The 20,342-nt window shown below is 41.6% G+C and carries 14 protein-coding genes; 8 read left to right on the forward strand and 6 right to left on the reverse strand.

The window, feature by feature from the left end; all coding sequences use genetic code 11:
• Positions 1–409 (forward strand): hypothetical protein (locus ACM0OX_RS23885; protein WP_414517459.1); only part of this gene is annotated, 409 nt, incomplete at its 5' end.
• A gap of 75 nt (positions 410–484) precedes the next feature.
• Positions 485–2,515: a pentapeptide repeat-containing protein gene (locus tag ACM0OX_RS23890; protein WP_414517460.1), complete on the forward strand. Its 2,031-nt coding sequence runs from the start codon at positions 485–487 to the stop codon at positions 2,513–2,515.
• A gap of 159 nt (positions 2,516–2,674) precedes the next feature.
• On the opposite strand, the gene ACM0OX_RS23895 is transcribed toward ACM0OX_RS23890, so the two are convergent.
• Positions 2,675–3,244: a Uma2 family endonuclease gene (locus ACM0OX_RS23895; RefSeq protein WP_414517461.1), complete on the reverse strand. Its 570-nt coding sequence runs from the start codon at positions 3,242–3,244 to the stop codon at positions 2,675–2,677.
• 131 nt (positions 3,245–3,375) lie between these two features.
• On the opposite strand from ACM0OX_RS23895, the gene ACM0OX_RS23900 reads away from it, so the two are divergent.
• From ACM0OX_RS23900 to ACM0OX_RS23910, 3 genes are read left to right on the forward strand one after another with little or no spacing between them, the layout of a single operon-like run.
• Positions 3,376–4,923, forward strand: coding sequence for an FAD-binding oxidoreductase (locus ACM0OX_RS23900; RefSeq protein ID WP_414517462.1), 1,548 nt, complete (start codon positions 3,376–3,378; stop codon positions 4,921–4,923).
• 23 nt (positions 4,924–4,946) lie between these two features.
• Entirely contained in the window at positions 4,947–5,651 is a 705-nt protein-coding gene (locus ACM0OX_RS23905; protein WP_335054287.1) for an actin-binding WH2 domain-containing protein, read from the forward strand.
• A 42-nt stretch (positions 5,652–5,693) separates the two neighbouring features.
• Positions 5,694–6,401 carry an actin-binding WH2 domain-containing protein gene (locus ACM0OX_RS23910; RefSeq protein ID WP_334937321.1) on the forward strand — a complete coding sequence of 236 codons (708 nt, stop codon included), beginning with the start codon at positions 5,694–5,696 and terminating at the stop codon, positions 6,399–6,401.
• Positions 6,402–6,656: 255 nt separating this feature from the next.
• On the opposite strand, the gene ACM0OX_RS23915 is transcribed toward ACM0OX_RS23910, so the two are convergent.
• Positions 6,657–7,079 carry a lysozyme inhibitor LprI family protein gene (locus tag ACM0OX_RS23915; protein WP_414517463.1) on the reverse strand — a complete coding sequence of 141 codons (423 nt, stop codon included), beginning with the start codon at positions 7,077–7,079 and terminating at the stop codon, positions 6,657–6,659.
• 743 nt (positions 7,080–7,822) lie between these two features.
• Here ACM0OX_RS23915 and crtR point away from each other — a divergent pair.
• Positions 7,823–8,884: a beta-carotene hydroxylase gene (gene crtR, locus ACM0OX_RS23920; RefSeq protein ID WP_414517464.1), complete on the forward strand. Its 1,062-nt coding sequence runs from the start codon at positions 7,823–7,825 to the stop codon at positions 8,882–8,884.
• A 267-nt stretch (positions 8,885–9,151) separates the two neighbouring features.
• On the opposite strand, the gene ACM0OX_RS23925 is transcribed toward crtR, so the two are convergent.
• Positions 9,152–10,078, reverse strand: a complete 927-nt coding sequence (locus ACM0OX_RS23925) for a phosphodiester glycosidase family protein (protein ID WP_414517465.1) — start codon at positions 10,076–10,078, stop codon at positions 9,152–9,154.
• An 85-nt stretch (positions 10,079–10,163) separates the two neighbouring features.
• On the reverse strand, positions 10,164–11,417 hold the full coding sequence (locus ACM0OX_RS23930; RefSeq protein WP_414517466.1) for a DUF4912 domain-containing protein: 1,254 nt from the start codon (positions 11,415–11,417) through the stop codon (positions 10,164–10,166).
• Positions 11,418–12,062: 645 nt separating this feature from the next.
• Here ACM0OX_RS23930 and ACM0OX_RS23935 point away from each other — a divergent pair.
• Entirely contained in the window at positions 12,063–12,260 is a 198-nt protein-coding gene (locus tag ACM0OX_RS23935; RefSeq protein WP_289797157.1) for a hypothetical protein, read from the forward strand.
• Positions 12,261–12,968: 708 nt separating this feature from the next.
• Entirely contained in the window at positions 12,969–18,377 is a 5,409-nt protein-coding gene (locus tag ACM0OX_RS23940; protein WP_414517467.1) for a translocation/assembly module TamB domain-containing protein, read from the forward strand.
• Between the two features lie 220 nt (positions 18,378–18,597).
• Here ACM0OX_RS23940 and ACM0OX_RS23945 read toward each other — a convergent pair whose 3' ends face one another.
• Together ACM0OX_RS23945 and ACM0OX_RS23950 are read right to left on the reverse strand one after the other, a co-directional pair.
• Positions 18,598–19,530, reverse strand: a complete 933-nt coding sequence (locus ACM0OX_RS23945) for a polysaccharide deacetylase family protein (protein WP_414517468.1) — start codon at positions 19,528–19,530, stop codon at positions 18,598–18,600.
• 405 nt (positions 19,531–19,935) lie between these two features.
• Positions 19,936–20,274: a hypothetical protein gene (locus ACM0OX_RS23950; RefSeq protein ID WP_414517469.1), complete on the reverse strand. Its 339-nt coding sequence runs from the start codon at positions 20,272–20,274 to the stop codon at positions 19,936–19,938.
• Between the last annotated feature and the right edge of the window lie 68 nt (positions 20,275–20,342).

Raw genomic sequence — 20,342 nt, forward strand, 5'->3', positions numbered from 1 at the left:
GGGGGACTTTGAGAGCTTTTTGCCCCCCCAATTTATCGGGGGGTTGGGGGGATCAAAAGGCTGTGGTGCAACTCTAGAAGACTTGTGTGTACACCGTAGCCCAACATGGGAGAAGGGGTTAGGGGATGAGAGCAATGACCTTCTAAGCCTCGAAGTTGCGCCTTTTATCCTCAATGTTGACTTTCTAAGGCTCAACAATGACCTTCTGAGCCTCGAAGTTGCACCTTTTATCCTCGAAGTTGCGCCTTTTATCCTCGAAGTTGACTTTCTAAGGCTCAACAATGACTTTCTGAGCCTCGAAGTTGCACCTTTTATCCTCGAAGTTGACTTTCTAAGGCTCAACAATGACTTTCTGAGCCTCGAAGTTGCGCTTTTTATCCTCGAAGTTGCACCTTTTATCCTCAACTAACAAATATATCTAACCATTCATGAATGTACAGGGGTGAGGGTGTAGTAAAATTTGCTCACCTCTGTAAAGTGGAACATGGCTTTAGACTTCTCCGGTCAAAATCTTCGAGGACGCAACTTCAAAGGTAGAAAAGACCTTGCGGGTGCAAACTTTAGCTATGCCGACATCCGAGGGGCAAACTTCGCCAACGCTAATTTAACCGATGCAAACTTCAGTCATGCCCAAGCTGGACTGCAACACCTGTGGGCAATTTTCCTAATCCTTGTCTCATGGCTGTTGTTGGTACTGTCAGGATGTTTATGGTCTGTCAATGGTTATTTAGTGTCACTAATATTTGATACTTCCAGCTTACAGAATCAGATTCGCGGCTGGACTGCTCTAATCGTATTAATTGCCTTTTTCTTTGTCACAATTTACCAAGGAGCCGTAGCAGGAGCTGGAGCCGTAGCAGGAGCTGGAGCCTTAGCCGTAGCTGTAGCCGTAGCTGGAGCCTTAGCCTTAGCCGGAAGCAGATTTGGAACTGGAGCTTTAGCCGGAGCCGGAGCCGGAGCTTTAGCTGTTGCTGTAGCCGGAGCCTTAGCCTTAGCCGGAGCCGGAGCCGGAACCGGAACTTTAGCTGTAGCCGGAGCTTTAGTCTTAATCGTAGTCTTAGCTATAGCCTTAGCCAAAATTGGAACTGTAGCCGGAGCTTTAGCCGTAGCTGGAACTTTATTTAGCATTTACATCAGCTGGCGAGCCATGAAAGGAGATCAAAAACACTCCTTAATTCGCAATATTGCGATCGCCTTTGCTGCAACAGGAGGTACAAGTTTTCGTGGCGCTGATTTAACCAATGCTGATTTCACCCAAGCCACACTCAAAAGTACAGATTTCCGAAACACTATTCTTATCTGTAGCCGTTGGCATCAAGCCAAAATGCTTGACCGTGTTCGTCCTGGCTCAACTTACCTGCAAAACTCACAAGTACGCCAACTGCTGGTTACAGGAGAGGGACAGGATACAAAATTTGACCGTGAAAAACTGCGGGGTATCAACTTACAAAAAGCTAACCTAGCAGATACCAGTTTTATCGGCGCTGATCTCAGTGAAGCCAACTTGGAAGATGCCGATTTGTCAAGAGCAAAGCTGAAGCAAACGCAACTAGACGGCACAGATTTAACAGGTGCAACTCTCACAGGCGCATACATTGAAGATTGGGGCATTACAAATACAACTAAATTGCATGGTGTGAGGTGTGAATATGTCTTCATGCGCTTACCCACAAAAGTAGACCCCGACCCTCTCCGCAAACCTGATAATAAACAAGAGGTATTTGCAGACGGCGATTTTGCCGACTTTATCAAGCCAATTTTTGACACCCTCGACCTTTATCATAATCAAGGCGTTGACCCCCGTGCTGTGGCGATCGCTTTCAAAAACCTTGCCGAAAACCATCCCGAAGCCGAATTAGAAATCGTGGCAATGGAGAAACGCGGCAATGATAAACTCTTGCTCAGAGCCAAAACCGCAGCAGATAGTGATAAGTCTCAACTGAGTGCAGAATATTTTGATGACTATAATCAACTCAAAGCTTTATCGCAGAGTCAGCAATTACTGCTGGTAGAAAAAGATAAGCGCATTATTAGTTTAGAAAATATGGTAGATACTGCTCTCAAGCAGCCGAAATTTTATACACAAGGAGATACAAATATGTCAGATATCAGCGGCATCAATATTCAAGGCAGCAGTAATGTTAGCGGTATCGCTGGCAATAATTCTATTGCTAATCTAGGAACTATTAGCGGTAACGTGAGTATTGCCCTCAATGAGTTACCTGATGCAACCGATGCCGAGAAACCAGGAATCAAAGAATTATTGTCGCAGTTGCAAGATGCGATCGTACAATCCACATATTTGTCTGAAGTTGACAAAGCCGAAGCGCTAGAACAGGTGAACACTTTGGCAGAAGCGGGTAAAAATCCTCAAGAATCCACTAAGCAAAAGACGGCAAAAACAGCTATCACGATGTTGAAAGGGATATTTACAAGCTTACCTGCTGTTGCTTCTCTGGTAGAAGCGGGTAATAAATTATTGCCTGCGATTTCTAAACTATTCGGTTTGGGATAATTAAGGGACTGACAAATAAAAAATACTCAATTACTTCTTGTGGGGTGGACATCTTGTCCGCCCATAGCAAAGGGCGGGCGAGACGCCCACCCCACAAGATTGGATAATTTATTTCTTTCCCTCTCCGACTCGGAGAGGGACGGTTTTATGTAGTAATCCCTAAGCCGTTAATATCTGCTGTGCTGTCAATACTAACTCAGGGAAAGTCGGAGAATATATTTGCTGGTTCTCTGTAAATACTGTTTGGTTATAATGTCCTTCATGCAACAAACAGACTGTCAGCTTTGCTTCTAGAGGATCAACAATCCAGTATTCAGGGATAGAAAAGGCTGCATACTCAAGTGGTTTCCTTTGATAATCTCGCTTCACAGACTCAGCACTAACCACTTCTATTGCCAACAGTGGAGGTAACTCAAGTACAGCCGATTTACCCTGAATAGATTGTCGCTGTTCTTCAGTCATCACAATTAAGTCAGGGAGACGGGATTTTTTGACGGAGGTACGAACGCCAGTACCGCTAGGGCGAACTTGCCAGTCTAACCCTAGTCGTTGGATTTCTAGATAGAAGCGGATCAACAAGAAAGTAACGATCGCTTCATGCAAATCTGAGGCTGGAGGCATTTCTAGCAGTACCCCACCCTCAAGTTCATAGCGCTTGTCAGTGCCATCGTCGTAGGTGAGATATTCCTTAAAAGTATACAGACGTTCTACAGGTTTTGTAGTGGACATACTCTTGTAATTCGTAATTCGTAATTCGTAATTCGTAATTAAGAGTTCTAATTACGATTTATCTGGGCATGATCATATCTACTTTCTTCATTCTCAGGTAGTTTTGGAATGTAGAGTTAAGTTTTTCCAAAATGTCTTTAACTGAAGAAATTCTTTCCCAATTACCCGGCGATGTTTTAGGAGGATTGCGCCAAAGCGATCGCATTCTCACATCTGGGCGCGAAAACTCCGCACCAGTACCAACGTTAGTTAAAGAAAGTCAACAGCCTTTAGGCGTCGTAGACTTCGATGTAATTATCTGCGGTGGCACTTTGGGCATTTTAATTGGTTGCGCCTTGGCGGTGAAGGGATTGCGGGTAGTGTTGCTGGAACGGGGAATTTTGCGGGGGAGGGAACAAGAGTGGAATATTTCTCGCAAAGAATTAGATGTATTTGTGGAATTGAACTTGCTGACTGAGGAAGAATTAGCAAGTGCGATCGCCACTCAATATAACCCAGCGCGAGTTAGTTTTGCTGGCGGTACAGAAGTTTGGGTAGAGGATGTCTTGAATATCGGCGTAGATCCAGTTTATCTATTAGCTACCTTGAAAACCCGATTTCTCGCCGCCGGGGGAAAGTTGTTAGAAAACACACCCTTTACCGAAGCAGTAGTTCATCCCGATGGGGTGATGGTAAATAACCAATTCAAAACCCGCTTATTAATCGACGCGATGGGACATTTTTCACCCATCACCCAACAAGCACGCCAAGGCAAAAAACCAGATGCGCTGTGCTTAGTTGTAGGAAGTTGCGCCCAAGGTTTTCCTGAAAATAACTCAGGCGATTTATTATTATCATTCACATCCTTGCAGAATCAATGCCAGTACTTCTGGGAAGCTTTCCCAGCTAGGGATGGCAGAACCACTTACTTGTTTACCTACATGGATGCAGAACCTCAACGTTTGAGTTTAGAAGCTCTATTTGAGGAATATCTGCGTCTTCTTCCAGAATATCAGGGAGTGGAATTGAGCAACCTGAAATTTCAACGAGCGCTATTTGGTTTCTTTCCCACCTATCGCCAAAGTCCCTTAAAAACTCCTTGGAATCGCATTCTACCAGCCGGAGATAGCAGTGGTAGTCAATCTCCCTTGAGTTTTGGTGGTTTTGGGGCGATGGTGCGTCATCTGAAGCGTTTAACTTATGGCATTTCCGAAGCGCTAGAAACAGAACAATTATCTGCAAAAGCCTTAGCAATGCTGCAACCCTATCAGCCGAGTTTGACTGTTACCTGGTTATTTCAAAAGGCGATGAGTGTTGGTGTAAATCAGAAAATTGCCCCAGATCAAATTAACCAATTACTCTCAGCGGTATTTCAGGAAATGCAACAGTTAGGTACACCAGTGTTAAAACCATTTTTACAAGATATCGTGCAGTTTTCGGCACTAACGCAAACACTGTTAAAAACTGGTTTATATCATCCTGGAATAGTTGTCAAGATAATTCCGCAAGTAGGTTTGGCAAGTTTGCTAGATTGGATGTTACATTACAGTAATTTAGGTGTATACACTGCCTTGTTTTCGCTAAGTCCAATGCTAGAAACATGGATTAAGAATCAACCAAAAGAACAACAATATTATTGGCATCGTTTGATTGATGCTTGGAAGTATGGTTCTGGCGGTGATTACTCAGATGAAACTTAGAATAATATCGGTGTGAGGATAACATAATGGAACGGAAATCATCAGGAATCAAATACTTTGCAGTGCTGATTGGATTCCTGCGCGATCGCCAAGGATTTCTAGAGGAAATTCGCCAAGGTACGAGATTACCAAATAAAATCATTTCGCTACTGGTTTGCAGTTCTTTATTTATCGCTGCTTATGGCGGAATCATTGGTGCATACCATAGCTGGATGCAAGCTTTATCTTCTGCCATTAAACTCCCAGCACTTTATTTAATTACACTTTTGATTTGTATCCCGACGTTGTTCTTTGCGAATATTATTTTTGGTTCCAAGCGGAGTTTTGCCCAGCATTTAGCATTAGTCTTAACTGCGGTTTCAGTCACCAGCGTACTTTTATTTAGCTTTGCTCCTATCACGTTGTTTTTCTTAATTACCACCAATAATTACCAATTTTTAATTCTTTTAAATGTCTTTATCTTTGCCATCACTGGATTTATTGGTATTTCGTCTTTATATCAAGCCACAAGTTTAGTTTTAGAACAAGATGATGAAAGTAGTAAAACTCGCCAGAAAATTTTACAATTTTGGCTATTTCTTTACGCTTTCGTAGGCAGTCAGTTAGGATGGACTCTCAGACCGTTTTTTGGCACACCTGGTTCTGTGTTTGAACTATTCCGCGAAAGAGAAGGTAATTTCTATTTAAGCGTCATTAAATCTCTTAGCTATCTCTTTGGATTCCGTTAATTAGTCATTAGTAACTCCACAAAATATACAAACTATAAAATCATGCTGAAAAAGCAAAATCGCGGAATTCAACAATTTGGTGTTTTGGTTAATTTACTGCGCGATCGCCAGTCATTCTTAGAAGAAATTCGTCAGGGAGTGCGATTACAAAATAAAATCAGTTCTCTGTTTGTAACTAGTTCTATATTTTTTGCCCTTTACGGAGCAATTATCGGTGCATCCCACAGTTGGGGACAGGCATTATCTGGTGCTATTAAACTTCCGGTATTCTATTTAATCACACTGATTATTTGTTTCCCGACGTTGTTCTTTTTTAATGTTTTGTTTGGTTCTCGGAGCAGTATTCTACAGCATTTTGTTGTATTACTCACATCTGTATCAGTGATTAGCGTACTTTTATTTAGCTTGGCACCAGTTACGCTATTTTTTCTAATCACTACACCCGATTCTTATCAATTTTTTAAACTGCTGAATGTATTTATTTTTGGCATTACAGGCATATTTGGCGTGAAGTTCCTGTATGAAGGAATGCAACTACTTTCTCAACAAGATGAAGTTGGTAAAAAAACCCGCACCACTATTTTAAGATCCTGGTTATTGCTTTATGCCTTTGTTGGTATGCAGTTAGGATGGTTTCTCAGACCGTTTTTTGGTGCGCCTGACTCTAAATTTGAGTTATTTCGGGCAGTGAAAGGCAACTTTTATTTGGATATTGTAACGGCGATTTCCGAAATTTTAGGTTTGCGTTAATCTCAGAAAAAGATAATTACTCTAGTTCCCAGTGACAACTAGTAGTTAATAAAACCTAGCTTGAACTCTCCTCGTTCCCAGGCGGCAGCCTGGGAATGCATTCATTGAGTCTCTGACTCAATAAACCTCTTGCACAAATGCAAATTTCAAAGTCCCTCTCCCAGACTTGGGAGAGGGATTTAGGGTGAGGGCTTTAGATTCATACAACAAGTCTAATCCCTAAAAGCTTCTTATAGACTGACTTTCAGCTTCAGCTTAAGGGTCAGTTTTCAGATATTCTTGTAATTGTTGAGTACGCAGTTTTGTGGTATCTTCCAAACAACCAGAATAAATGCTAGAAGCAATACTTCCGCCCTCATATCTGCTTCTCTCAAACTCACAATTGGTATCTCGAAACTTGATCCATACTTGTTGTGCAGCAATCAATTTCTGTTTTCTAGGTCTTTCTAATGTAGATATCAATTGTTGATAAACTTGATTCAGCTTTTTATCTGCATTCTGATAAGATAACTTCGTACATTCATTAATTGCTGCTTGAGTTTGAGCATTATTGCAGTTTAACTTTTGAACTAAGTGCATCCCAGATAAATCAGGCGCCGTACCTGCTATTGTCATCGCAGGAGTATTTAAACTACTGAGAGTTAGTATACTGGAAAAAACTAGTAATAATTGACGCATAGCAAAATCTTTGTTGTTAAGTATAGAAATTTGATATTTTTAGTAGCCTCGAACTCAGAATCAGAGTCGGAAGTGGTATGCTCCACAAAGAAGTCTCATGGTTCGTTTTGGCTATCAGTACACTCCAGCGATGGAGTTTTGCTTAAAAGAAGAAGACAGCAACTGCATGAAATCAAAATTGGATAAGCGATCGCTAGTATATATACTTATTGCATCATCCAGAAAAAGGGATGAAATTTTTATTTAAGCAAATAAAATATATATTTTTGTTTGAAGTATGATATCTGTGCCTAAAATATTTTTATTATACAGCCAAATTCCGATAAAACTCTTGCATTGATCGTTAAAATAACTGTATTCTTTATATTGTTGAAAATTGTTTTTCACAAAATCAATAACAAAGCACAATTTCAGCACATCGCAAAAAACATTGACTGGGCAAATCGATAAATATCGATATCAAACCAAAATCTATGTATGCCGTTGTCGCTGGCATGATGAGTAACAGGAGCAACTCCCGAAATGAAAAATCAAATATTTTGTTTATGTGTGTAGTGTAGCAAGGAATTCAAAATTTTTTCTATTCCCTATCTCTTACAGTCCATACCTAATTTGAATAGAGAAGAGTATTGGCTAAATTTTCAATCTTTTCATCTCTCTAATCGGGGCAAGAAATCTATTCTGTGCTGGCTGAGTTTGGGATTTCAAACCCATTTTATCAACGAATCAAGACCAGGAAAATTATGACCTCTTTAGATCCTAATTTTTTTGACATCCCGGACAAAAGCCTAATCATCATCGACCCAGCCGTTGATGACCATAAAAAGCTAAATGGCAACAACTTGGAAGTCATCTTTAAAGACGTAGTAGATACAGAAGTAAGAACGGTAACTTCAAAAGCAGAAAAACTGCTGAAAGCTCCACCAAAGGAATTGTTAGCGCCTCCTGGTGATTTCAATCCTACATTACTACTGTTTTTTGCATCTGTGACAGTACTGGTGTCATCTCATTGTGGTTACTGGCTTTGGCAATGGCCAGACTGGCTGTGTTTTAGTTTTAATATTATTGCTTTGCATTGTGCTGGAACAGTAATTCATGATGCTTGTCACCAATCTGCCCACCGCAATCGAGTCATTAATGCCATATTAGGGCATGGTAGCGCCCTGATGCTAGGGTTCGTTTTCCCAGTGTTTACACGAGTACATTTGCAGCATCATGCTCATGTCAACGATCCCAAAGATGACCCAGATCATTTTGTTTCTACAGGTGGCCCGCTGTGGATGATTGCATTTCGATTCTTGTCCCACGAGGTGTTTTTCTTTCGACGGCGACTGTGGCGCAAATATGAGCTATGGGAATGGTTAATTAGCCGCTCAATTGTTGTTGCAATTGTTTATATCTCAGTTCAGTATCATTTTTTAATGTACGTTCTCAATTTTTGGGTTGTACCTTCTGGTATTGTGGGATTAATACTGGGCTTGTTTTTTGATTATTTGCCCCATCGTCCCTTTGTTGAACGCGATCGCTGGAAAAATGCTCGTGTATATCCTAGCCCAATTCTTAACATCCTGATTTTAGGTCAGAACTACCATTTAATTCATCATTTATGGACTTGTATTCCCTGGTACAAGTATCAGTCTACATACTATTTGATGAAGCCTTTGTTAGATGAAAAAGGCTGTTATCAAACTTCAGGGTTACTACAAAAGAAAGACTTTTTAGAGTTTATTTACGATATCTTTGTAGGAATTCGCTTTTCTCATAAAAAAACTAAAAATCAAGATGAATCACAAAGTCGTAAATAAGCATTAACTCGTGAATTAGTCATTAGTTATTGGTCATTTGTAAATAACCAATATCTCGTTCCCATGCTCTGCATGGAAATGCTCTCGTTGAGGCTCTGCCTCCAGTCTGGAATTGAGTCTCTGACTCAATGAATGCATTCCCAGTCGGAAACTGGGAACGAGGAAAAACGAGGAAAGTCTTATTAAGCTATGTTTTTAAGACTTGTGTGCACACCGTAAGCCAAAGCATCGGGGAGGGGCACAATAATTTTAGGAATTATAACTATTTTATTTTTTGTAAATCAAAAAAACTGAACCAATCGGCCCAAGGTTTTCTACATAAGTTTTCTGGTTGTAATACAATCCTGGAGACATACCTCCATCAAATAAAATCCCTTCTTGAATCTTACCTAAACAGTTATTGCTAGCAATACCCTCTAAGACATTATCAAACATATCTGGTAGTAACTCTTGATTAAGTTGAGATAATTCAATCTCGGAATTAGCTTTCAAGTCATTAACTAATAAGATTACATAGCCTTGATTAGTGATAGCTGCCAGAGAGCGATTAGTTGCATTTTTACAAGCCATTTCTCCCAAATCTTGACAAATATCTTTAAACTTACCTTGACGATAGAATCTGCCATTACCGCCCACTAAGTTGTAATTGAGAATATCGTTTGTTCTTCTGCCAGCTTGGATAGTAGCCTGTCGCTGCTGAGGTGTACCTCCTGATATCCCAAAGGAAGAACGTTTATTTTTAAATGCTCCTGAATACTCTACACCACGAGAAATATTTAAGCCTTGGGGTTTATCATCAGTATCTATATAGTCCGCATTAATTGCGGCAATGGGTAGCTGTCCGTTTAACTTGGCATTATCATCAGCGATGAGTTCATGAAACTGTTTTGCTACATATTCTTTACGCAGTTTACCTCTACTATCTTTGGCGTAGAGTTTATGAGATAGACCAACATTAACTTTGAAATCTAATTCGGCTGATTTGGGATTAAAAATAATTACATTATTAATACCTTTAGGATTTTTTTTACCTTGATTATTGGTTTTAAAAAAATCAATACTGAACTTGGTATCTTTGCCAGGGCAACTTTTAGACGCTTTTGGGACTAAATTTGCTTCCATCTTTTGACAACCTGATAATAAGCTTGCACTGATTATCAAGATAAATAACAAAAATAATTTTTTTGTAGACATAATAATACAAAAAAAACCGCTACAGAATTACTATAGCGGGGAATAATTTAAAATTTCAGTCTGGAGTCAATCTCAGAGCCAAAACTTAAGAGAACCATTCTAAGACAGCTTCTTCTTTGGTGTTAGTATTCCGAGATGGTGTCTCACGATTAAATTTCATCTGAATTGAGCGGGTTTGCTCACCATCAGCAGCTACAGCCAAAATTGGGTAGTCAATTAAACCATCCTGGAAAGACATCTGGAAGCGGAATGTTCCATCTGGATTTAGCTGAATTGGACGGCCGCCAATGGTTACGGTAGCATCGGGTTCGGTTGCACCGTAGACTATCAACTCAGCATCGGCAATTAACCAGAACTTGCGCGGACGCACTGGTACGGCAGAAGCCGAGAAGCCAACACCTGACATTCCTGCACCGGAAGCGGTTAAGCCAGACACGGTAGGAGTTGCCCACAGACCTACACCCGATGGGAAAATGTAGGAGCTAATCGCTTGTTCAGGACGTACTGCACCTTGTTGGGAACCAAAGATAGAACCAGCAACCCGTAACGCTTCGGCAGATTCTGCTAAACCAAATATTTCGTCGTAGATGGGGTTGCCATTCACAGCATTACCAACATTACCGTTGGCGGTAGCTGCAATCTTCTTGGCAGGAGGAACTAGTTCGTACTGAGTTTTGCCACGTAAATCTTCTTCAAAATTTACAGTGATGAAGACATCCTCAATCCAGTCAGAAGGATAGACAGGAGGAATGTGTACTCTACTAGAACGAGCTAGTACTAACCAGCGACCATCAGCAGCACGATAGCCGATATCGATTGTATAATCGCGATCGCTAACTGGAACTGGTAGATACCATTCTCTAGCTAGTTCATCAGCGGGATATTCTTGAATGCTATGTGGGCTTTGGTATTCAATATCGATGTCGGTGACATCATAAATCCGTAGTGCTAGTTGTTGTCCGCCTTGCCGACGCAGTTCCTCTTTGTGTTCATTGGGAACATCCCAGTAAGTGTAAGCCCACTGAGGATCGCGCGGTAAGAGTACAATCCGGCTTTCACCATAGCCAGAGGGCAAATCTGCCAGTCCTTCATCAACATCAGCCAAAGATCCACCAGTACGATCTTCCTGACCTAATTCAAACTTTGCAGCTTCCACGGTTTCTTGTGCCTCCAATGAACGAGATGGACTGAGTAAAGTTCTGCTACGCTGGACTTCTTGTATTGATGCCAGTAGTTGTGATTTACGCATTCGGCTATAGCGAGAGATGCTATATTCGCTAGCAACTTTGCGTAGTTGGCGTAAGGTCATCTCCTCTAGTGGCGGGCGTTCTTTTGCCATTAATTTGGCCTCCAGTAGTTTAAGCGGTAAATGATTTCCCCTGGTTAAAGAATGCTATGTAAAATCTCATCCATTCCAGATGAATTTCTTATCCTGACTCCTGGTTTTGCCCAGTTTTTAAGTTTTTTAATCTGTTTTTAAATTGAGCCAACACCCTTTCAATTCCTTATTGTGCCAAAATTAGCATTTCTTTGGGATCGGAGGATTTTTATTTGTTAAGTCAATATTAACCACTAAGCATATCTAGGGATCAAGGGGTAATAAGTAGGTTTTTTAGCTGTTTCACGAATTTATCAGCCCTTCTGGGATCTAATTGTCATGTTTTCATAACATAATTAGTGATTTATACGTTAAGCAATAGCAAACATATCAAGCTTTCATGACATTGCTCTTTTGGTTAGCCAAAAATCACAATCTACAAAGAAAGGAGTAGGATTCAAAGGGATTGGGCATTGAACCCACCACTAAATCCCTAGTTGGCCAATAGCGATCGCAAACCAAAACGTGGGGCAAACTTAGTTAATCGTTACTTTAGCGATCGCCTTTCTTCCCACCGTTATGTGAAATTAAGTCCCCAGATAGTGTGTACCCGACTATCGAGGAACTTAAGCTTGGCGTATGAGTTTAGGGTTTAGGGAAATAATTATGAATAAGGAAACAGTTCCTAGTCAGGCTGAAAAGTCTAATCCAGAAGGTGATGCGCCACAATTAAGTCCAGAAGTACTGGACAAAATCAAACACCCTGCGAGAATAGACGATGTTATTCGAGAGCAATCACCAGAAGAACGTAAAAGTAACCCAGCTTTAGTACCAGAAATGATTGACGATCCAACTGATGATTAATTGGGTTTGCGAAAGAGGAATCGAAAAGCTCAGATTCCCGACCTTTTAGAGAAGTCGGGAATTTTGATATTTACAGGATGTTTGAAAAGTCCTTTTCTTAGTAGCAAAACGTTTTAGATCCCCCTAAATCCCCCTTAAAAAGGGGGACTTTGATTCCAGTTCCCCCCTTTTTAAGGGGGGTTAGGGGGGATCTAAATCCAGCTTCAAGAAGTGACTTTCTACTCTACATTACTTGCAAATCTAAGATTACTTAGCATCGTCATCTATACTAAGTTAGATTTTACAAAGATTAAATTTTATAACCAGAGTCGTATATACAGGTGCGATCGCAAAGTAATTTAATCATAAAATGTTACCTAATTTCTGAAAGATAATATCCACACCAATTCTGTTTAAGACGCACATAAAATTCTAAATCATCTTCCTAATAGCAGCAAAGTTTCCAAATTTAAAACCCAACAAAACTAATGTCTGGTGATAAATTATTAATCGAAATCAATTCAGGAATTACGCAAAATTATGAAATAACATAGACGCACCGCAAATACGTCTTATTGGTGCAGTCTCGTCTAATAAATAGAAGTAATTTGCCACAAAGTTCTTGCGTAAGTCCTGATATTGTGAAACCATAAATTGTAACTTGCTGATACAACTAACTAATTTGTCTCTAGCCTCACTCCAGAAAAATTACTGGTAGTAGTAACAATCATGACGCGATCGCCAAATTCAGAAAACAATCAGGAACCATCTAATCGTCGTCTGTGGCTCCTGCTTTTAGGACGTACCAGTTTGGCTCTGGGTGGGGTTTTACTAGTTGGAATTATAGTTGGTGCTTGGTGGGCTAGAAACTATGTATACAAAGATTTAGCACCGTTAGTACAGCAAAATCTTGAGCAATTACTGGGGCGTCCCGTAAAAGTTGGGGAAGTTGAACGTTTTTCCCTCACTAGTCTGAGATTTAGCTCTCTGTCGATACCAGCAACTGCCAGCGATCGAGATCGGGTGATAGTAAAAGCTTTAGAGGTGCAGTTCTCGCCTTTGCAACTTCTCCTCACGCGAAAACTGGGATTAGAAGTCAACTTAGTTCAACCCAATGTCTACATTCAACAGGATAAAGATGGTCGTTGGGTAACAACCCAAGTTAAGTCCGGGGGAGAACCAGGCTTTGTTCAAATCGAGTTGCAGTCACTTCAAATTCAAGATGGCAATATAGAGTTGATGCCATTCGCTGCACCGACTAAACCCAAAGGCTCAGTAATATTAGATCGAGTTGGTGGTATTGCCCGATTTTCCGATCGCAATCAAAGGATCGGTTATGACTTCAATACTCAACTCACTAGGGGAGGCGCTGTTAAAATTGTTGGCGAAACCCAACTCAAAGCTCAACAAACTAACCTCCAGCTTTCAACACAAAATTTACAAGCATCTGATATTACTCGATTAATTCAGTTACCGATCGCTCTGCAAGCAGGATATTTAAATGCTGATTTAGGGGTTCAGATTCCACCCAAACTTTCAGACATCGCAATTACCGGAACAGCTACAGCTAATCAAGTCACCGCTAAAATTCAAAATCTTCCTCAGCCGATTTCTAATTTTAATGGGAAATTTCTATTTCAGGGTCAGACAGTTACTTTAGATAATCTGAGTACGAACTTTGGCAAAGTTCCTATTGTGGCGAATGGAACAATTAATACTCAAACAGGTTTTAATGTTTCTGCTCAGATCAAACCTGTTACTGCGAAAAATATCTTAGACACATTGAAAGTGAATTCGTCAGTCCCGGCTAGTGGCGAAATTCAAGCAAATATTAAAATACTAGGCGCACTTCAACAACCAATCGTCAATGGTACGGTAAGTAACACCAAACCGATCCAAGTCGATCGCCTTCAATTTAAAACCATCAACACTGATTTCCGCTTGAATGCATCTCAAACTGCGTCTCAACTTACTGTCTCCAATCTAAGAATAGTCCCCGCAGCTGGCGGTCAAATTATCGGCGGCGGTCAAGCTAATCTGGGAACCAAAGATGGGGTAATATTTAATGCTCAAGCTGATGGAATATCAGGGGATATACTAGCACGCAGCTATGGCGTTACTCTACCGATCGCAGTGGGGAACGTTTCAGCAAAAGCCCAAATTTCTGGCTCACTTCGCAAACAGCCTTTAAAACTTGATGTTTCTAATATTCAATTAACGCCGCCAGCCGGGGGACAAATCACAGCTAATGGTCAAATTCAACTGGCTCCCCAAGGTCAGGTAGGCGTAGATATTCAAGCTCAAGGTATCCCAGGAAATGCGATCGCTCAAGGTTACGGTATTTCAACTCCCATTAATGTTGGTGGTATATCTGCGAACGCGAAAATTTCTGGTTCTCTGGGTACACCGTTAAACGTCAATATTTCTCGCGTTCAAGCCAATCCAGAGGTGGGAGGGCAAGTCACAGCTAGCGGACGAGTTCAGCTTGCACCCCAAGGTAGGGTGGCGTTGAATGTGCAAGCAAAAAATATACCAGGGGATGCGATCGCCAAAGCCTATAATTCCTCACCATCTATTACCATTGGGAATGTCTCGGCAAATGCTGATATTTCCGGCACTCTGAGCAATCTGCAAACAGTAGCGCGGGTACAAGCGCCTAGTGCTACCTATCCCGCCACCGGGCGAGTTGTTGTTACCAAACAGGGAGAAAATATCGTCTTTCCCGATGCGGTTGTGAACGTGGCAGGTGGAACAATCAGAGCCACAGGTCAACTTGCACAAGAACGCTGGCAAGGATCTGTCAAAACTTCTCAAATTCAACTCAGCCGTTTCTCACCACAACTGCGAGGACGGCTGAATAGCAATATTCAGTTAGCTGGCACAACACAATCTTTCCAGCTTGCGGATATTCGCGCCGCCGGACAAATCAGCCTTCCCCAAGGAGTCGCGCAACTGGCAAAACCGTTGACTGCAAGATTTCAGTGGAATGGACAGCAGATTATAGTTGAAAACGCAAGTACCGCAGGATTTAGTGCTAATGGTGCGATCGCTATTCAGTCTCCCCCAACTGGCGCACCCCAAATTGCCGGATTTAATTTAAATGTACTGGCGCGAAATTTCAACTTACAAAATACTGGCTTTAAAGTTCCTGGGGACGTAGCAATAGCAGGGCGACTTGATTTTAATGGGAAAGTTACAGGAACTCCAGATGTACCCCAAGCGAATGGCAATATTCGGCTGCGGAATTTCAATGTAAGTAACTTGGCATTTGACCCACTTTTAACCGGAAATGTGAATTTTCAAGGGGGACAAGGAGGAAGTCTGCGATTAGCTGGGAAACAAGATCGGATTGCGCTTAACTTAGGTGCAGATTATCGTCCCACTTCATTTTTAGTTAAACGCGATGAGGCAGTTACTACGGGTAGAACTGAGGGAGATAACTTGATAATCAACGCCCAACAGTTTCCCATCGCTCTTGTTGGCGGCTTTTTACCTAACAATCAATTGAAACCACTGGGGGGGCAATTATCGGGTAATTTAGTTGTCAATCTGAATAATTATGCCATTGCGGGAGACGTTGCGATCGCAGGGCCTCGCGTTGCCAGAGTTGCAGCCGATGAATTTCGCGGCAACATCAATTATGCCGATGGTACAGCTAGCTTGGCTAATGGTCTATTGCGGATTGGCGATAGCAACATCGCTCTCAGTGGTAATGTGCAAGCAGGGAATGACCCGCAATTTCAATTCCAAGCTAATTTTGCCGAAGCCAAAATCCAGAGACTTTTACAAGCGTTTAATATCTTCGACTTTCAAGACCTCAGTACCGGGTTGCAGCCTCCGACCTTAGCAGGAGCAGAAGCACTTCCAACTGAATCTATCAGTTTGCCCGATGCAGATTTGAAAACACAGTTAGCATATTTCTCAAATATTACAGCAGCGATCGCTAAAGAACAGCAAGCTCAAACCAAACAAACCCCATCTTTACCCAGCCTTGCAGAATTAACAGGTGCTTTAAACGGAGCAATTACAGCCAATGGCTCGTTAAAATCTGGGTTGAATGTCGGCTTTAATTTTCAAGGTGCTAACTGGCAATGGGGTAATTATTCTATCAATCAAGTTGTTGCTCAAGGCACTTTCGCCGATGGTATCGTCACGCTTTCGCCCTTGAGTGTGGGGATTAATCAAGGACTAGTGGCGTTTTCGGGACAGTTAGGAACTGAGCAAGTATCTGGAAAGTTGAATGTAGCCAGTCTACCTCTATCACTTTTAGAGCCTTTTATCGAAAAATACCCCGTAGATATCACTGGTAATGTAAATGCCGATGCCACTTTAGCAGGTAGTTTGCAAGACCCCAGAGTTCAAGGGAAAGTGGCGCTAGCGAATGCGACTCTTAACAAACAACCCGTACAAACAGGACAGGTGAACTTTGATTACAACAAAGCTCGCTTGAATTTTGATAGTACCTTACTCGTGACAGGAACGCAGCCAGTTGCAATTACAGGTAGCGTGCCTGCTCCCTTACCTTTTGCCAAAGTGCAACCGGATAGCAATCAAATCAGCATTAACGCCAATGTGCAAAATGAAGGATTGGCACTGTTAAATCTGCTTACCAACAATCAAGTCGCTTGGGTAAACGGTCAAGGAAAAGTAGATTTAAATGTTCAAGGTACTTTAAACGAACCAATTATCAACGGCAACGCCACACTTAATAATGCTACCTTTCGCGCTGAAGCTTTATCTGAACCTTTAACGAATGTCACAGGAACAGCGCTATTTAATGGTACTACCGTAAGCGTTGAAAATATCCAAGGTAATTACAATCAAGGGCAAGTAACTGCATCAGGTATCTTGCCAATTTTTGATGCTCAACAAGCCGCAGCGAATCCCCTGACAATATCAATAGCAGACAAACTCAATTTTAAGCTTGCAGGATTGTATGAAGGTGGCGTAGGCGGTGATGTCGTGATTCGCGGCACAGCGTTAAAACCTGTAATTGGTGGAGAGATTAAACTGAGTGATGGTCAGGTAATTATTGGTAACTCGCCTGCTACTGCTAAAAAATCAGCAGCGACAGCAGAGGCTAATACTAAGGTCATAAATCTAGATAGACAAGAGGTTAATCCTAACGTCACACCGACAGCAGAGAATAACGCTAACCCTGTAACGACAGTAGATGGAAGCACTAACCCAGTAGCGACAGCAGACGCAAGCACTAGTGCCGCAACTCCACCCAATTTACCTGTAAAGTTTGCAGATTTAAAGTTGATTTTAGGCAAAGATATTCGGGTTGCAACTCAGTCCCTACTGAGCTTTGTACCAGGAGGAGCGGCATTAAGTCAGCCCCTATTGAGGTTTGACGCAACAGGCGACTTGACTATCAATGGTACATTAGCCAAACCGCTTCCTGAAGGAGTCATTCGTTTGACAGGAGGACGACTGAGTTTATTTTCCACTGAGTTTACCTTGGCGCGGGGCTATGAACAAACTGCGCGGTTTACTCCTAGTCAAGGACTTGACCCGACTTTGGATGTCCGACTGACGGCAATTGTACCGGAAGCATCGGCAAGAAACACTCAAACTTTGGAATCACCTTTGTCTTCTGAAGTCAGTGATGTTTCTGTAAACAACTTTGGGACTTTACGTAGCGTTACCGTTCAAGCTAGGGTGAACGGGCCAGCTAGTAAATTGGGCGACAATCTAGAACTGACGAGCGAACCTAGCCGTAGTAAGGGAGAAATAGTTGCTCTGTTGGGTGGCTCAATTCTGGGTTCTTTCGGTCAAGCAGATGCAGGCCAAGGGCTAACTAATTTTGCTAGTTCTACCATTTTAGGTAGTTTACAAGGAACTATCACTGCGATCGGACAGGCTGTTGGTTTCAGTGAATTTCGGATATTTCCGACTCCATCTATTGATAATGAAGAATCAAAAGCATCAAGAGCTTCAATTCTGAATTTATCGGCGGAAGGTGTGTTTGATATTAATAAAAATTTCTCTGCCTCTTTATCACGCGCTCTTTCTAGCGATGACTCTTTCCGTTACAATGTCCTCTATCGAGTCAATGACGAAATTCTGATGCGAGGCTCAACTGATTTGGGGGATGAAAATCAACTGCAAGTTGAGTATGAAACCCGATTTTAGATTACTGCATTGGCATTGTTAGTCGGCACAATCGCATTGCTGGCCAATAAACTAACTAATTACCGGGACAGGATATCATTCAATACTGTTTGGTTAAGGCAAGAGACGCTATGAATCGCCGTCTCTACAAAGGACTGATTATTGTAGAGACGGCGATTTATCGCGTCTTTGACGAGCAATAATTTTCATCAAAAAACCTTAACCGAACCGTATTGGGATATCACTGATGATTAAGTTGTTGGTTTGGATGTTCTTGATTTTTTACCACAGGTGATACTGCTGTCTCCACACTTTCTTCTTGGGATTGCATTTCTAGTAGTTGAGGAATTGTCACAAATTTATAGCCTTCAGCTTTTAAACCTGCGATCATTTCTGGTAAAGCCTTGACAGATTTGGAACGGTTGCCGCCCCCATCGTGCAGCAGTACAATTGCACCGGGTTTTGCATATTTCAGCACATTTTTGACCAGCCCTGGAACTTGAGGCGAACGACGTTCAGCATCTCCCGATTGTTCTGACCACATCATGACAGCGTATTTCTCGTTTTTGGCATATTCGGCTAGTCCATTATTCAGAAAGCCTCCAGGAGGACGAAACAAAGTAGTTTTTACTCCAGTAGTCTTGTAGATGATTTCTGCTGTACGATCGATTTCACTAGCCGCAGTAGCTAAATCCATGTGGCGATACCAATGATGCCATGTGTGATTACCAATTACGTGACCATCAGCAGCCACTTGCTTGGCAACTTCGGGAAAATATTTCACCATTTGCCCGATCATGAAGAATGTGGCTTTTATATCATTTTTCTTCAAGATTTCTAAAATCTGTGCCGTATTTTTGGGGCCGGGGCCATCATCAAAAGTTAGAGCGATAACTTTCTCATTCGGTTTTAGTTTCCCTTGATAAACGATTGTTCCCTGAAATGCCTTTGGCAGTTCATTCATCTGGTCTGTGACTGGACTTATATTCTCTGCATCTGCACTCATCAGTTTGTTATGACTCGCTTTAGCACTCTCGCTTTTTGGCTTAATAATTCCCAATAAATGCTCAAATCCACTTGTGGTTAAAAGCAAGCTGATACCTAAACTACTAGCACCAGTAACCAATGTAATAATTATTAGTTTTAGTAACAAAGATAATTTACGACTAGACACATTAAATCTCCTCAAATATTAGTTATTGGGGATTAGTTTCTCCCTGATGTTCCCATACCTTTACCCAGACTTGATATTACTCGTAGCCTGTTGTAATTAATATATCTATTGCTGAAAGAAAAAAGAAAACAATAAAATACCTTGAAACATTCCAGCTAAAGGATGTCTCAATTTAATCTGTACTAATTTGCTACCATTATTAAACTGAATAAAATAATACTCAGTAAATTTAGCTGACCAGTAGAGCCAGCAATGATAGCAGTATAACCGTAACTTCGAGAAATGCTAGGTAGTCGTTATTCGCTATTTGCTTGCGATCGCTTCCAGCGGGCGGTTACGCCATCGCAGTTTTTGCTTATCCTTGTAGAGAGGCAGAAGGTAACAACCTACTACCTCATGTCCTCTTCAATCTTCGTCAAGGGCTGGGAAAGCTTCTTCAAGCTGCCACAACCGATCTTTATTTTCAACAAACCAAATACGAGTTTCTGGAGTTAATTTACTCCAAATGTCTTCAACAGGGATGTGAGGAGATGCATACTGGTACTGCTGACCAAGTGATTTGAGATTGTCCGCTACATCACGGGGAATTCCAAATTGTTCCCAGTCAACTGTTATGTGTCTTCCCGAAACTCCGGCTGTGGGGTCGAAAACCAATTGTGCCGATCTGACTAAATCAGCAAAGTGTTTCGGTTTGAGTTTGGTGATTTCCTGAATTTGGAGTGATTCGTTATACTCTTGAGACATGATCGCCGCAGTGGTAAAGATTAGTGGTCTATTGAACTTACTGCCAGAGATTTCTATCCCAATATTTT

Origin of the sequence: Nostoc sp. PCC 9305 (assembly GCF_963920915.1) — a bacterium.
Classification (GTDB): Bacteria; Cyanobacteriota; Cyanobacteriia; order Cyanobacteriales; family Nostocaceae; genus Nostoc.